We start from the raw sequence: 14,087 nt of genomic DNA, 5'->3' as shown, positions 1-14,087 counted from the left end.
GCGCGATGATGTAGACCTCGGGGTGCCCGAAGAACCAGAACAGGTGCTGCCACAGCATCGGCCCGCCGTTCTCGGCCGTGAAGACCTGCGCGCCCAGGTGCCGGTCGGCCAGCAGCGCCATCAGCGCCGCGGTCAGGATCGGGAAGGCCAGCAGGATGAGGATGCTGGTGGTCAGCGCACCCCAGGTGAAGATCGACATCCTAAACATCGTCAGGCCCGGCGCCCGCAGGCAGACGATCGTCGCGATGAAGTTGACCGCGCCCAGGATCGTGCCCAGGCCACTGACGGCCAGGCCGGCGATCCACAGGTCACCGCCGGCGCCGGGGCTGTGCGCGCCGGTGGACAGCGGGGTGTAGGCGTACCAGCCGAAGTCCGCCGCGCCGCCCGGGGTGAGGAACCCCGACACCGCGAGCGACGACCCGAAGAAGAACAGCCAGAAGGAGAAGGCGTTCAGCCGGGGGAAGGCGACGTCGGGCGCACCCAGCTGCAGCGGCATGACCAGGTTGGCGAACGCGAAGAACATCGGCGTCGCGAAGAACAGCAGCATGATCGTGCCGTGCATCGTGACCAGCTGGTTGTACTGCTCGGGTGAGAGGAACTGCAGCTCCGGGCGGGCCAGCTCGCCGCGCATCAGCAGCGCCATCAGGCCACCGACGAAGAACCAGATGAACGACGTCGTCGTGTACATCAGGCCGATGGTCTTGTGGTCGGTGGTGCGCAGCAGCGAGAGGAGCCGCGACCCCTTCTCGGCCTCGTGGACCGGGCTCGGCCGGCTCACGATCGGGGCGGGTGCGATCGTCACGCTCGGAGCTTAGACGGTGCCGCACCGGCGGACGCGGCGGGCGAGGGCGCCGGAGCGCCGCAGGCCTGTTCCAGGGCCCGTACCGGACGCGCGTGGCGGCCGACCGACCGGCCCCCGGTCGCACGCGGGTGGGCGTTCGCGCAGGCCAACGGCTCGGTGGGTCACCCGATCGGGTGACACGCGGTCGGTCCGGACCCTCAGGGGTTTCGCCGGGACGCGACCGGGCATCGATGATCTTGCGCTGGACGGACCAGCGCCGACGGCCGTGCCGTCACGCTCAGGAGGTCTCATCCGTGGACATCGGAGGCATCATCCTGGCGATCATCATCGGCTTCGTCGCCGGTCTGATCGCCCGCGCTGTCGTACCCGGCAAGCAGGACCTGGGCATCGTCGCCACGCTGGTCCTGGGTCTCATCGGGTCCGTCGTGGGCAACCTGCTGTTCAGCCTGTTCAAGGGCGACGGCTTCCGGTTCGACCTGGGCGGCTGGTGGGCGTCGATCATCGGCGCGATCCTGGTGCTGTTCATCTACGTGGCCGCCACCGGCAAACGCCGGCGCGTCACCCGCTGACCCGCCCGCCCCGCGAACCCGCGGGCACCCCTGCCCGACGAGGGCCCGGCCGTCCGGCCGGGCCCTCGTCGCGAGAAGGACCCCGTCTCTGGGCCGGCACCCAGGTGCCGACGTCGACCGCGACCGTCACCCGCACCGGCTCGGGGAGCGCGGCGATGCGGGCGGTGAGCTCGTCGGCCGCCAGGTGCCGGGCGTGCGGCCCCATCCCCACCAGCGTGCGCACCGCCGCGCGGTCCAGCAGGAGCTCCTCCCGGTGCGCCGCCGAGGCGACCCACCGCAGGTGCGGCGCCAGTGACGCGGTCAGCCGCTCCGCCTTCGCCGGGTCGACCGACAGCAGCCCCAGCGGTCCGACCAGCTCGACCAGGTGGTCGGCCGCCGGCGTGACGACGACGAGCCGGCCCTGCGGCCGCAGCACCCGCGCGGTCTCCGCCCCGTTGCGCGGCGCGAACACCACCAGCACCCGGTCCACGCTCCCGTCCAGGAGCGGCCAGCGCGCCCAGGAGTCGGCGACCACCGCCATCGCCCGCGGGTGCACCCGGGCGGCCCGCCGCGCCGCGTAGCGCGAGGCGTCCAGCACGACGCCGACCGCACCGGGCGCCCGGTCGAGCACTCCGGCCAGGTGCGCGCCGGTGCCGCCACCGACGTCCAGCACGGTCTCCGGCGGTCCGCCGGCCAGCGCGACGTCCGCCAGCGCCGCGGTGACCCCGGCGTAGTGGCCGGCGGCGAGGAACTCCGCCCGGTCGGCGACCATCGCCGCCGAGTCTCCCGCGTGCGGGGTGCCGCCCGGCGGCAGCAGCGTGACGTGCCCCTGGCGCGCCCGGTCGAAGGCGTGGCCGGCCGGGCAGCGCAGGCCGGCCGGGTCGGCGTGCACCGGCCGGTCGCAGACCGGGCAGGCGAGCACGGCGACCGCCGCCGGGGGCAGCGGAGGCAGGCTCACCGGCCCGCCGGGCGGGGCGGGAGCCGGTGCAGGGTCACGTCGCCGAGCGCTCCCCCGCCGACCGTGGCGGTCAGGTAGGTGGCGAACGGCTGGCGCCGGCGGTCGGTCGGCGAGCCCGGGTTCAGCAGGCGCAGGCCGGTGTGCGCGGTCGTGTCCCAGGGGATGTGGCTGTGGCCGAAGACCAGGACGTCGACGTCCGGGAACCGCTCCGCGCAGCGGCGCTCCCGGCCCTTGGCGTCGCCGGTCTCGTGGACGACGGCGAACCGGACCCCTTCGATCTCCACCCGGGCCACCTCGGGCAGCCGCTCACGCAGTGCCCCGTGGTCGTTGTTGCCGTACACCCCGACCAGCCGCCGCGACCGGCGCTCGAGCTCGTCGAGCAGGGCGACGTCGACCCAGTCACCGGCGTGCACGACGACGTCGGCGGTGTCGATCGCCGCCCACAACGGCGGGGGGAGGTCCCGGGCGCGCTTGGGGACGTGCGTGTCCGCGACGAGGACCACCGAGACCGACACGGCTGCATCGTCCCAGGCCGCTGCCCCCTTCAGTCGTGGACGGGCGACTCGTGGCCCTGGTGCCCCGCCGATTCCAGCTGGAAGGTGCAGTGCGCGAGGTCGAAGTGGTCGCCGAGGCACGCGCCCAGGGCGTCGAGCACCCGGCCGCCGTGGCCGTCGGCGAGCACCTCGTCGGTGACGACGACGTGCGCGGACAGCACCGGCTGCCCGGAGGTGATGGTCCAGGCGTGCAGGTCGTGGACCGCGAGCACGCCGGAGACGCCCAGCACGTGGGCGCGCACCTCCTCGAGATCCACCCCGCGCGGCGCCGCCTCGAGCAGGACGTCGAACGCCTCCCGCAGCAGCGACCAGGCGCGCGGCAGCACCAGGCACCCGACCACGAAGGAGGCGAGCAGGTCCGCCGCGGTCCAGCCGGTGGTGGCGATGACGACGGCGGCCGCGATGACGGCGACCGAGCCCAGCGCGTCGCCGAGGACCTCCAGGTAGGCGCCGCGGGTGTTCAGCGAGTCGCTCTGCCCGGACCGCAGCAGCGCCAGTGAGCCGAGGTTCACAGCCAGGCCGAGCAGCGCCACCGAGAGCATCCAGCCCGAGTGGATCTCCGGTGGGTCGCCGATCCGGCGCACCGCCTCCACGAGGACGTAGCCGCCGACGCCGAGCAGCAGCAGGCCGTTCGCGACCGCGGCGAGGACCTCCAGGCGCTGCAGGCCGAAGGTGCGCCGGCCGCGGGCGGGGCGCTGCGCGAGGGTGACCGCGGCGAGGGCCATCCCGATCCCGAGGGCGTCGGTGGCCATGTGCCCGGCGTCGGCGAGCAGCGCCAGCGAGCCGGAGAGCAGGGCGCCGACGATCTCGACGACGAACACCGTGCCGGTGAGCGCGAGGACGACGGTCAGCCGGCCTCGGTGTCCGGCTGCCACGGTGCCATGGGCGTGCCCGTGGTCGTGCCCCATCGCCTGCCTCCCTGGACGGTCCCCGTTCTGGCATGCACTCTGCCGCATGTCAGACCAGGATGCCAGGAACCTCGATCCAGCCCCCTCGCAGGGTCCCGCCGCGAGCCTGCGAGTGGCGGGGCTCAGGCCTTGCTGCCGGGGCCCCGCGCTGAGCTCGCGACGCGTGGGGGGCAGCAGGGTCCTTCGACGTCCTTCAGACCTGGATGCCGCGCTCGCGCAGCCAGGGCAGCGGGTCGATCTTCTCGCCGTCGATGCCGCCGACGTGCACCTCGAAGTGCAGGTGCGGGCCGGTGGACTGGCCGCGGTTGCCGAGCGTGGCGATCTCCTCGCCGGCCTTCACCGCCTGACCCTCCTCGACGAGGATCTCCTGCATGTGGCCGTAGACGGTCACGTCGCCGTTCTCGTGCTGGATGTACACGACGAGGCCGTAGCCGCTGGCCGCGCCGGCCCGGACCACCACGCCGTCGGCGGCGGCGTACTCGGGGGTGCCCAGCGGGGCGGCGAAGTCGATGCCGGCGTGCAGGGTGCCCCAGCGGTAGCCGAAGCCGCTGCTGATCCGGGCGCCGTGCACGGGCATGGCCGCGCGGGGGCGGGCGGCCTCCGCCGCTGCCTCCTGGGCCGCCCGGTCTGCGTCGGCCTGCACCTGGGCGGCCGCGGCCTGGGCGTCCTCGCGCTCGGCGCGACTGGCGACCATCTCCTGGAGCCGGACCGCGGCCTGGTCCCCGGTGAGGGTCTGCGGGTCGGCCTGCAGGAGCCCGAGCTCCTCGGCGACGCTGATCGGCTTCCCGGCGGCGGCGGTCTCGGTCTCGGTGGTCCCGATCTCGGCCGCCGCGGTCCCGGCGACGCCGGCCGCACCGAGCAGCGCGGCGGCGAGGTAGAGGGCGGGGCGGCGGGTGCGCGTCGGCGGCCGGCGGTGCCGGCCCCGACGCCCCGCGGCGAGCGCGGCCACGACCTGCTCCGGGGCGAACGGGTCGGTCACCGGGCCGGACGGCGCCGGCTCGTCGCCGAGTTCGGCCACGGTGTTGCCGGAGAAGTTCACGTTGCCGGAGAAGTCCACGGACCCGGCGCCCAGCAGCCCGGCGTCCGGGGCCAGCGGCCAGTCCTCGGCGAGGTCGAGCAGCTCGAGCTCGGCCGGCAGCGGCCAGTCGTCGGAGGCCGAGCCGCCGCGTGGGGCCGGGATGGCCGGCGACGGGGCCGCGGGCGCGCCGGCGAGGACGAGTTCACCCCGCCGGGCGGAGACGTCGGCCGGCTCGGCGCGGGGGGCGACCAGTGCGAGCACCGCGACATCCGGTGCGGTCGACGACGAGGACCCGGAGGCGGAGCCCCCACCGGCCGTGCCACCGCGCCAGCGGCGCATCGACCCGTCGTCGTCGATCCGGGCGAGATGTTGCGGGTCCATGCACCTGTCTTTCGTCAGCGGCTGAAAACACAACGCGAGTCATGTAAACACGCCGTGACCTGTTCGTGATCCCAGCGCGCAGGCATGCACACGAGGTCAAGTGGCCGAAGTCACAACAGATGCTGCCAAGCGCGCACGCTGCGTGACGTCACTCCTGCAAGCGCGTCATGCGTCGAGACATGCTGTGACGGGTAGGCGACCGACGTCACGCCCCCGACCGGGCCCCCCGACCCCGTCGCGGCCGGTCCGGGGCTCCCGAGACCGAGGAGCACCCCCATGCGCGCAGTGACCTGGCACGGCCGCGACGACGTCCAGGTGGACACCGTCCCGGACCCGACGATCCAGGAGCCCACGGACGTGATCGTGGAGATCACCTCGAGCGGCATCTGCGGGTCGGACCTCCACCTCATCGAGGTCATGGCCCCGTTCATGACCGTCGGCGACGTGATGGGCCACGAGCCGATGGGCATCGTCCGCGAGGTCGGTGCCGCGGTCACCGAGGTGGCCCCCGGCGACCGCGTGGTCGTGCCGTTCAACATCTCCTGCGGCACCTGCTGGATGTGCTCGCAGGGCCTGCAGAGCCAGTGCGAGACGACCCAGAACCGCGAGCAGGGCATGGGCGCCTCGCTGTTCGGCTACACCAAGCTCTACGGCCAGGTGCCCGGCGGGCAGGCCGAGTTCCTGCGCGTGCCGTTCGGCAACACCCTGCCGATCAAGGTGCCGCACGGCCCGGCCGACGACCGGTTCGTCTACCTCTCCGACGTGCTGCCGACGGCCTGGCAGGCGGTGCAGTACGCCGCTCCCCCGCCCGGCGGCACGGTCCTCGTCCTCGGCCTCGGGCCGATCGGCGACATGGCTGCCCGGATCGCCGGGCACCTGGGCCACCGGGTGTTCGCCTGCGACACGGTGCCCGAGCGGGTCGCCCGCGCCCGCGCGCGGGGTGTGGAGGTGCTGGACCGCACCGAGCAGGCCGACGTCGTCGCCTGGATCCGCGACCAGACCGACGGGCGCGGCCCCGACGCGGTCATCGACGCGGTCGGGATGGAGGCGCACGGCTCCCCCGGTGCGAGCTTCGCGCAGAAGGCCAGCGCGCTCCTGCCCGACGCACTGATGGAGAAGGTCATGCAGGTGGCCGGCGTCGACCGGCTGGCCGCGCTGAACACCTCGATCGAGGCCGTGCGCCGGGGCGGCACGATCTCGCTGTCCGGGGTCTACGGCGGCGCGACCGACCCGCTGCCGTTGATGCGGATGTTCGACAAGCAGATCCAGCTGCGGATGGGCCAGGCCAACGTGTGGCGCTGGGTGCCGGACATCCTGCCGCTGCTGACCGACGAGGACCCGCTCGCCGTCGACACCTTCGCCACCCACCACGTGCCGCTGGAGCAGGCGCCGCAGGCGTACGAGACCTTCCGGCAGAAGCAGGACGGCGCGGTGAAGGTGCTGCTCAAGCCCTGATCCCTCCTGCCCGGCGGGCCGTGCACGGACGGTGCGCGGCCCGCGGCGGGACGTGATGGACCTCATGGCCCCTGAGGTGGAAGACCCCGGCGGCCCTGCCGTTGGTTGAGAGGTGGACGGCGACGTCCAGCCGCCCGTCCCCTGCCAGTCCGGAGTCCTCCTCGTGCCCCGCGCCCTGCTCGCCCTGTCCATCGGTGCCTTCGGCATCGGCACGACCGAGTTCGTGATCATGGGCATGCTGCCGCAGGTCGCGGCCGACCTCGACGTCTCCGTCTCGGCGGTCGGCCTGCTCATCTCCGCCTACGCGCTCGGCGTCGTCATCGGCGCTCCGACGCTCACCGCCCTGGGCGTCCGCTTCACGCCGCGGCAGACGCTGGTGGCGCTGATGGTCGTCTTCACCGTCGGCAACGCGCTCTCGGCGCTGGCGCCCGGGTACGCGACGCTCGTCGGCGCGCGGATGCTGACCGCCCTGGCGCACGGGTCCTTCTTCGGCGTCGGCGCCGTGGCCGCCCGGCGGCTGGTGCCCGCGCACAAGGCCACCCAGGCCATCTCGCTGATGATGGTCGGGCTCACGCTGGCCAACGTCGTCGGCGTCCCGCTGGGCACGTTCGTCGCCCAGCAGCTGAGCTGGCGGCTGGTCTTCGCCGGGGTCGCGGTGATCGGGCTGGTCACCATCGCCGGGCTCACCGCCTGGCTGCCGCGCGGGGCCGGGGAGCCGACCGATCTCCGGTCGGAGCTGTCCGCGTTCCGCCGTCGGCAGGTGTGGCTGGTGCTCACCATCACCACGGTCGGCTTCGCCGCGCTCTTCTCCGTGTACAGCTACGTGAGCCCGATCCTGACCGAGCTGGCCGGCCTGCCCGAGGGCGCGGTGACCGTCGTGCTGGCCCTGTTCGGCATCGGGACGACGGCGGGCACCCTGGTCGGCGGCCGGCTGGGCGACCGCTTCGGGTCCTCCTTCATCGCCGTCGGGCTGGTCGCCACGGCCGTCGTGCTCGGGGTGTTCGCGATGGTCGCCACCTCCCCCGTCGCCGCGGTCGCCACGCTGGTGCTCTTCGGCGTCGTCGCCTTCGCCCTCGGCCCGGCGGTGCAGAACCGGGCGATCGACGCGGCCCGGGTGCGCGGCGGCAGCCTCGTGTCGGCGGCCAACCAGGCCGCGTTCAACCTGGCGAACGCCCTGGGCGCGGCTCTCGGCGCGGCGACGCTCAGCCTCGGCCTGGGGTACTCGGCGCCGATCTGGGTGGGCGCGGTGCTCGCGCTGATCGGGGCGGGCATCGCCGCGGCCGGCATGCGCAGCGAGCGCGCCGAGCGGGCAGAGGCGGCCGCGGTCGCCGCGGAGCTCGCCGCGACCGCCCCTGCGGCGATGGAGGCCCGCTCCCCGGAGGGCGCCGTCGACGCCGACGTCGCGGCCTGGCACCGGGCGATGGCCTCGATGCTGCGCTGACGGCCCCGCCGGCCGGCCCGGGCGGCTCAGCGGGCGCGCTGCACGCGGGCCTCGTCGAACACCGGTTCAGGTGACTCGTACACCCGCCCGTCGGCGCCGAACACCACGAACCGGTCGAACGTGCGGGCGAACCAGCGGTCGTGCGTCACGGCGATCACCGTGCCGTCGAATGCGGCCAGCGCCTGCTCCAGCGACTCCGCGGAGAGCACGTCGAGGTTGTCCGTGGGCTCGTCGAGCAGCAGCAACGTCGCTCCGGAGAGCTCCAGCAGCAGGACCTGGAAGCGCGCCTGCTGCCCGCCGGAGAGGGACCCGAAGGGCTGGTCGCCCTGCACCACCAGCCCGTACCGGCGCAACGTCGCCATCGCCCGGCCGCGGTCGACGCCCGGCCGCCCCGGCTCGCCGTGCCACAGCAGGTCGACCGGCGTGCGGTCGAGCCAGTCCGGGTGGGCATGGGTCTGGGCGAAGAAGCCGGGGACGACGCGCGCCCCGAGCCGCCAGCCACCGCGGTGCGCCACCTCCTGCCCGGCCAGCAGCCGCAGGAAGTGCGACTTCCCCGCGCCGTTGGACCCGAGCACGGCGATCCGGTCGCCGTAGTCGACCTCCAGGTCGAACGGCCGCATGAGCCCGTCGAGCTCCAGCTGCTCGGCGACCAGCACCCGCACGCCGGTACGCCCGCCGCGCAGCCGCATCGTCACCGACTGCTCCGGTGGGCGGTCCGGTGGCGCCCCGGCGGCCTCGAACCGTGCCAGCCGGGTCTGCGCCGCGGAGTAGCGGGAGGCCATGTCCGGCGAGTTCTTGGCCTGCTGCTGCAGGGTCCGCACGAGCTCGACGAGCCGCTCGTGCTCCTCCTCCCAGCGCCGGCGGACCTCGGCCAGGCGCTCGTGCCGGGCGATCCGGGCCGCGGGGTAGGCCGCGAAGTCCCCGCCGTGCACCCAGGTCGTGCCGCCCTCGACGGTGACCACCCGGTCCGCGACGCGGGACAGCAGCTCCCGGTCGTGCGAGACGAACAGCACGGTCTTGCGGGTCTCCCGCAGCCGCTCCTCCAGCCAGCGCTTGCCGGGCACGTCGAGGTAGTTGTCCGGCTCGTCGAGCAGCAGCACCTGGTCGGGGCCACGCAGCAGCCACTCCAGCGCGAGCCGCTTCTGCTCACCCCCGGAGAGCGTCGACAGCTCGCGGTACTTGCACCGGTCGTAGGGGACGCCGAGCGCCGCGACCGTGACGGTGTCCCAGGTGACCTCGACGTCGTACCCCCCGACGTCACCCCAGTGCCCGAGGGCCGCGGCGTAGGCAAGCTGGGTCGGCTCGTCGTCGGTCTCCATAAGTGCGAGCTCGGCGTTCTCGACCGCGTCCCACGCGGCCCGGACCGCCGGGGGCGCGAGGTCGACCAGGAACCGCTGGACGGTGGTCTCGTCGCGGACCGACCCGATGAACTGCCGCATCACCCCGAGCCCGCCGGCGCGGCTGATGCTGCCGGCCTCCGGGGTCAGGTCGCCGCTGATGATCCGCAGCAGCGTCGTCTTGCCCGCGCCGTTCTCACCGACCAGCGCGGCGCGGGCCCCGTCGCCGATCCGGAAGGAGACGGCGTCGAGCAGCACCCTCCCGTCCGGGAGGGTGTGCCGCACACCGGTGACATCGACGGAGCCCACGCCGTCATGGTGCCGGTGCTGGCAAGTGGGATCGGCCTCCCTGCAGGAACCCGCCGCGAGCGTGGTGACGTGCTGGAGCGGCCCCCTTCCAGGGCTCCGCGCCGAGCTTGCGAAGCGTGGGGTGGAAGGGGGTCCTTCGTCAGCCGACGGCGACGAGCAGGCGGTGACGGGCCAGTCGCTCGACCAGCTCGGGCAGGGCGGTCGCCGGCACGCCGCTGAGGTCGTTGCGGCAGGTACGGACCACGTCCACGACGGTCTGCGTCTCGGCGCGGTCGTCGAACTCCTCGGCCAGGCGGTCGACCGCGAGGTCGACCGCGAGGTCGATACGGAGGTCATCGACGGACGGGGAAGGGGACGGGATCCTGGAGCGGGTCACGTGGTCCTCTCCGACGGTGGGGTGGGTTCGGGAACCAGGCTGTCTCACCCGCCTCGATAACACCAGGGCCGTTCCGCCAGGCGGGACAGATCCCGGCGCGTCCCGGCGCCCCGGCGTGTCGCCGGGCGCCGCGGGGAGGACGATCGGCGGGACCGGAGGTGCACCGTGCTGTTCCGCGACCGCGCCGACGCCGGCCGGCAGCTCGTCGCCCGGCTCGAGCACCTGCGGGGGCAGGACGCCGTCGTGCTGGGCCTGCCCCGCGGTGGGGTGCCGGTGGCCGCGCAGGTGGCGGCATCCCTGGCCGCTCCGCTGGACGTGGTGGTGGTCCGCAAGCTCGGCGTGCCCGGCCACCCCGAGCTCGCGATGGGGGCGATCGGCGAGGACGGCGCGGCGGTCCACTCGCCCGACGTCGTCCGCCGGGCCGGGATCGCGCCGGAGGCGCTCGAGGAGGTGGAGGCCCGGGAGCGCGCCGAGCTGGACCGGCGGGTGCGGTGGCTGAGGGCGGTGGCGCCCCGCCTGCCGCTCGCCGGCCGGGCGGCGATCGTGGTGGACGACGGCGTGGCCACCGGCGCGACCGCGCGGGCCGCGTGCGCGGTGGTCCGGGCCCTGGGGGCGGTCCGGGTCGTGCTCGCCGCGCCGGTGTGCGCCACCGACGCGGTCCGGCGGCTGACCGCCGACGGCGTGGAGGTGGTGAGCGTCGCGACGCCGCGGCCGTTCGGCGCGGTCAGCGCGCACTACGCGCACTTCGGGCAGATCCCGGACGCGGAGGTCGTGGCGCTGCTGCGGGCCGCGCGTCAGGAGGCGGAGTAGTCGTTCCCGCCGGCCCGGGTGGCGGCGACGGCGTCCCGCAGGAGCCGGTCCAGTGCCACGGTGTCGACCAGGTCCAGCGAGGCGAACCGGATGCAGCTCTTCCCGCAGGACACCTTCCCCAGTTCCGCGGCCCGGGACTCGGCCAGGTACTGACCGTCGACGACGGCGGACACGTACAGCGACAGGTGCCGCTTCTGCGGGGCGAGGGCGATCAGCGGCCACATGGTGGTCTCCTTGGCCGACTTCGGCCGGTAGGGCATGAGCCCGTAGCCCAGCATCTGCCCGCTGCCCGCCGGGACCAGTTGCCGGTCGATTCCCGGCGCCGCGGCCTGGACGAGCGCGTCCACCCCCCGCAGGTCGCCCTCGCGCGGCCCCGCGGAGGCGAACCAGGCGTCGATCTCGTCGGTCATGGGGCCCCCTCCGGCTGTGGCGGGACGGTAGCGCGGGCGGCGCCGCCGCGGTGCCCGTCCCACCGAGAGCGTCCTCCCCGGCACGCGTGCCGCGGCGCCCGGGTCGGGCGGCGCCTCCGGATGACGCCGCGCGAACGGTGTTGCAAGGTGGGCCGGTGGCCGCCGTCCCCGCACTCCGGCTGGTGCCGCTGGAGCCCGAGCTGCTCGCCGCCGTCCTGCCCTGGTTCGACCACCCCGAGGTGCAGCGCCGGCTGGGCGGCCGGACGTGGCCGGAGCGGGAGTTCGCGCTGCGCACCGCGGTCCGCCGGGACGACGACTTCCGCGGCCGCCAGGTGCTCCGGGCGCACTCGTACGTGGCGCTCGACGACGAGGGCGTTCCGGTCGCGCAGATCGGCGGGGACGTCTACGACCGCTGGACGCTGTGGGAACCGGCCACCGAGGAGGTCACCGCCGTGCTCGAGGGACGGGCGATGGGCGCGGCCTACGTCGTGGATCCGGCACGCTGGGGGCAGGGCCACGGGCGGTCGGCGCTGCGCGCGCTCACCGAGTCCGCCGAGCTGGCCGACGTCGAGCAGTTCGTGCTGGGCATCGAGCCGGACAACGCGGCCAGCCTGCGGGCCGCGGCGGGTGCCGGGTTCCGCCCGCTGACCACCGAGCCGGACGCCGAGGACATGGTCTACGTGCGACTCCAGCGCTGACCGTCGGTACCCGATGCCACGCTGCGCCCCATGACGTCGGAACTCGGCCTGCTGCGGATGGCGGCCCAGGGGCTGATCGGCCCGCGCGAGCTGGACGCGGCCGGGGTGGTGCGCCGGCTGACCGCGGTGCAGGCGCAGGACCTGCCGGGCGCGCTCACCTCCGTGGCGCTGCGCTCCGCCGACGGGACGCGCGCCGGCGTGGTCGCCGCGCTCGACTCCGGCACCGTGGTCCGCTCCTGGCCGATGCGTGGCACCCTGCACCTGACCGCCGCCGAGGACCTGCCCTGGATGCGCGAGCTGCTCGGCCCCCGGGTGCTGGCCAGCGCCGCCGCCCGCCGCGCCGGCCTGGGGCTCACCGAGGCGGAGGTCGAGCGCGCCCGGGAGCTGGTGGTGCCCGCGCTGACCGGCGGCGGCCGGCTCCGGCGCGCGGAGGTGCTCGCACTGCTCGCGGACGGCGGCGTCCCGACGGACGGGCAGCGCGGCTACCACCTGCTCTGGTACCTCGCGCAGACCGGCTCGCTCTGCCTCGGCCCGATGGACGACGGCGACCAGTTGTTCGTCCTGCTCGATGAGTGGGTCCGGTCGCGCCGCCGGCTCGAGCGCGACGAGGCGCTCGGCGAGCTGGCGCTGCGCTTCTTCACCGGCCACGGCCCGGCCACGGTCGCCGACCTGGTCCGGTGGGCCGGGGTGCCGGTGCGGGACGCGCGGGCCGGGCTCGCGCAGGCCCGCGACCGGCTGGAGCGGCTGGAGGCCGGGGGCACCGAGCACTGGCTGGACCCGGGCACCCCCGGACGGCTGGCCGCGGCCCGGGCGGAGGCCGACGGCGTCCTGCTGCTGCCCGGCTTCGACGAGCTCGTGCTCGGTTACGCCGACCGGACGTGCACGGTGCCGGCCGAGTTCGCCGACCGGATCGTCCCGGGCGGCAACGGCATGTTCCGCGCGACCGTGGTCAGCGGCGGACGGGTGGTGGGCGCCTGGCGGGCCGGTCGGGGCAAGGGCCGGCCGTTGGAGCTCGAGCTGTTCACCGAGCTGACCGAGGAGGTCGAGGCCCGCGCCCGGGCCGCGTACGCGGCGCTGCCGTGAGCCGGCGCCCCGGTCAGCCGGGCTGCTGGCCGGCGACCTCCTCGAGGTCGTCCAGCACCAGCCCCGCGCCCAGCGGGCCGATGGCCAGGAACCAGCGGTCGTCGTCGACGGCGTGCGACCGGCCCTGCTGCACCGCCGGCAGCGACTGCCACAGGCCGCCGGTCGTCAGCCCGCTCAGGTCCGACTGGCCCTCGTCGCCGTACGCGGCGGAGAACAGCAGGTCCCCATCGGCCTGGCCGATCTCCTCCGGCCCCACCTCGACGAACGTCTCCGGCGTGCGCTGCACCTCCGGGCGGGCGAAGCCGGCGTCGGCCAGCACGGTGCCGATGAAGGAGCCCTCGCCGTAGAGCCGCACCGAGCCGGCGCCGACGAAGCGCACCACGCTCACCTCCAGCGCGGACGGGTCCCCGAACTGGGCGCCCACCTCGGCGGCGCGGGCCTCGAGCTCGGCGAGCAGCTCCTCGGCGTCCGCGCGCCGGCCGAGGGCCTCGGCGTCGAGGAGGAGGTTCTCCTTCCAGGTGTCGCCGACGTCCTCGGCCAGGACGGTGGGGGCGATCGCGCTCAGCTGGTCGTAGATCTCCCGGTGCCGGACGGCGTTGGAGAGGATCAGGTCCGGCTCCAGGGCGGCGATGCGCTCCAGGTCGGGCTCGTTGATCGTGCCGACCTCGGCGATCTCGGCCGGGTCCGCGCCGGCGTCCTGCAGGTAGCCGGGCAGCTCGGAACTGACGTCCGTGCGCACGGCACCGACCGGGATGATGCCGAGCGCGACCACGGCGTCCAGCTCTCCGGTGTCCAGGACGACGACCCGCTCGGGCTCGCCCACGATCTCCGTCGTCCCCAGCGCGTGGGTCACCGTGCGGGTCTGCTCCTGCGCCGCGGCCGCGGGCTCCCCGTCCGTGCCGGACGACCCGCACGCGGTCAGGGAGAGCACCCCGACCACCGTCAGCGCGACCGCGCTCCTGCTCGTGACACCGCGCACCACTGCCTCACTTCCTCACG

General features: G+C 74.9%; 15 protein-coding genes. 6 read left to right on the top strand and 9 right to left on the bottom strand.

The genetic code is table 11. The features are described from left to right. Nucleotides 1-802, bottom strand: an 802-nt coding sequence (locus HK417_RS18710; RefSeq protein ID WP_222269451.1) for a cytochrome c oxidase subunit I, incomplete at its 3' end; no start/stop codon positions are given. A gap of 293 nt (nucleotides 803-1,095) precedes the next feature. Between HK417_RS18710 and HK417_RS18705 the strand changes: the two genes are divergently transcribed. Next, nucleotides 1,096-1,371, top strand: a complete 276-nt coding sequence (locus HK417_RS18705) for a GlsB/YeaQ/YmgE family stress response membrane protein (protein ID WP_308123702.1) — start codon at nucleotides 1,096-1,098, stop codon at nucleotides 1,369-1,371. Here the strand turns inward: HK417_RS18705 and HK417_RS18700 are convergent. The 4 genes from HK417_RS18700 to HK417_RS18685 all read right to left on the bottom strand — a co-directional run bounded on the left by HK417_RS18700 (nucleotide 1,361) and on the right by HK417_RS18685 (nucleotide 5,169). Beyond that, complete coding sequence (locus HK417_RS18700; RefSeq protein WP_308123701.1) at nucleotides 1,361-2,308, bottom strand: putative RNA methyltransferase; 948 nt, start codon at nucleotides 2,306-2,308, stop codon at nucleotides 1,361-1,363. The genes HK417_RS18705 and HK417_RS18700 overlap by 11 nt on opposite strands. Then, nucleotides 2,305-2,823 carry a metallophosphoesterase family protein gene (locus tag HK417_RS18695; protein ID WP_222269447.1) on the bottom strand — a complete coding sequence of 173 codons (519 nt, stop codon included), beginning with the start codon at nucleotides 2,821-2,823 and terminating at the stop codon, nucleotides 2,305-2,307. Before HK417_RS18695 ends, HK417_RS18700 begins: the two co-directional genes overlap by 4 nt. A 29-nt stretch (nucleotides 2,824-2,852) precedes the next feature. Beyond that, nucleotides 2,853-3,770: a cation diffusion facilitator family transporter gene (locus tag HK417_RS18690; protein ID WP_222269446.1), complete on the bottom strand. Its 918-nt coding sequence runs from the start codon at nucleotides 3,768-3,770 to the stop codon at nucleotides 2,853-2,855. A 193-nt stretch (nucleotides 3,771-3,963) separates the two neighbouring features. Continuing rightward, the gene (locus HK417_RS18685) at nucleotides 3,964-5,169 is read right to left on the bottom strand and encodes a M23 family metallopeptidase (RefSeq protein WP_261327247.1); all 1,206 of its coding nucleotides are present in this window, start codon (nucleotides 5,167-5,169) and stop codon (nucleotides 3,964-3,966) included. A 276-nt stretch (nucleotides 5,170-5,445) separates the two neighbouring features. On the opposite strand from HK417_RS18685, the gene HK417_RS18680 reads away from it, so the two are divergent. Then, nucleotides 5,446-6,624 carry an alcohol dehydrogenase catalytic domain-containing protein gene (locus HK417_RS18680; protein WP_222269444.1) on the top strand — a complete coding sequence of 393 codons (1,179 nt, stop codon included), beginning with the start codon at nucleotides 5,446-5,448 and terminating at the stop codon, nucleotides 6,622-6,624. A 112-nt stretch (nucleotides 6,625-6,736) separates the two neighbouring features. Next, the gene (locus tag HK417_RS18675) at nucleotides 6,737-8,065 is read left to right on the top strand and encodes an MFS transporter (RefSeq protein ID WP_308123700.1); all 1,329 of its coding nucleotides are present in this window, start codon (nucleotides 6,737-6,739) and stop codon (nucleotides 8,063-8,065) included. Between the two features lie 26 nt (nucleotides 8,066-8,091). Here HK417_RS18675 and HK417_RS18670 read toward each other — a convergent pair whose 3' ends face one another. Next, on the bottom strand, nucleotides 8,092-9,711 hold the full coding sequence (locus tag HK417_RS18670) for an ABC-F family ATP-binding cassette domain-containing protein (protein WP_222269442.1): 1,620 nt from the start codon (nucleotides 9,709-9,711) through the stop codon (nucleotides 8,092-8,094). Nucleotides 9,712-9,850: 139 nt separating this feature from the next. Beyond that, the gene (locus tag HK417_RS18665) at nucleotides 9,851-10,087 is read right to left on the bottom strand and encodes a three-helix bundle dimerization domain-containing protein (protein WP_222269440.1); all 237 of its coding nucleotides are present in this window, start codon (nucleotides 10,085-10,087) and stop codon (nucleotides 9,851-9,853) included. Between the two features lie 165 nt (nucleotides 10,088-10,252). On the opposite strand from HK417_RS18665, the gene HK417_RS18660 reads away from it, so the two are divergent. After that, nucleotides 10,253-10,897, top strand: a complete 645-nt coding sequence (locus tag HK417_RS18660) for a phosphoribosyltransferase (protein ID WP_308123699.1) — start codon at nucleotides 10,253-10,255, stop codon at nucleotides 10,895-10,897. Here the strand turns inward: HK417_RS18660 and HK417_RS18655 are convergent. Continuing rightward, the gene (locus HK417_RS18655) at nucleotides 10,882-11,307 is read right to left on the bottom strand and encodes a DUF1801 domain-containing protein (RefSeq protein ID WP_222269438.1); all 426 of its coding nucleotides are present in this window, start codon (nucleotides 11,305-11,307) and stop codon (nucleotides 10,882-10,884) included. The two genes, HK417_RS18660 and HK417_RS18655, sit on opposite strands and share 16 nt — an antisense overlap. Nucleotides 11,308-11,462: 155 nt before the next feature. On the opposite strand from HK417_RS18655, the gene HK417_RS18650 reads away from it, so the two are divergent. Beyond that, nucleotides 11,463-12,005 carry a GNAT family N-acetyltransferase gene (locus HK417_RS18650; protein WP_222269436.1) on the top strand — a complete coding sequence of 181 codons (543 nt, stop codon included), beginning with the start codon at nucleotides 11,463-11,465 and terminating at the stop codon, nucleotides 12,003-12,005. 30 nt (nucleotides 12,006-12,035) lie between these two features. After that, nucleotides 12,036-13,088, top strand: coding sequence for a winged helix DNA-binding domain-containing protein (locus HK417_RS18645; RefSeq protein WP_222269434.1), 1,053 nt, complete (start codon nucleotides 12,036-12,038; stop codon nucleotides 13,086-13,088). Nucleotides 13,089-13,101: 13 nt separating this feature from the next. Here the strand turns inward: HK417_RS18645 and HK417_RS18640 are convergent, their stop codons facing one another. Next, the gene (locus HK417_RS18640) at nucleotides 13,102-14,067 is read right to left on the bottom strand and encodes an ABC transporter substrate-binding protein (protein ID WP_308123698.1); all 966 of its coding nucleotides are present in this window, start codon (nucleotides 14,065-14,067) and stop codon (nucleotides 13,102-13,104) included. Nucleotides 14,068-14,087: the final 20 nt, after the last annotated feature.

The sequence above is a fragment of the Modestobacter marinus genome (assembly GCF_019799945.1).
Lineage (GTDB): Bacteria > Actinomycetota > Actinomycetes > Mycobacteriales > Geodermatophilaceae > Modestobacter > Modestobacter marinus_B.
This window is presented reverse-complemented; position numbering and strand designations above follow the sequence as displayed.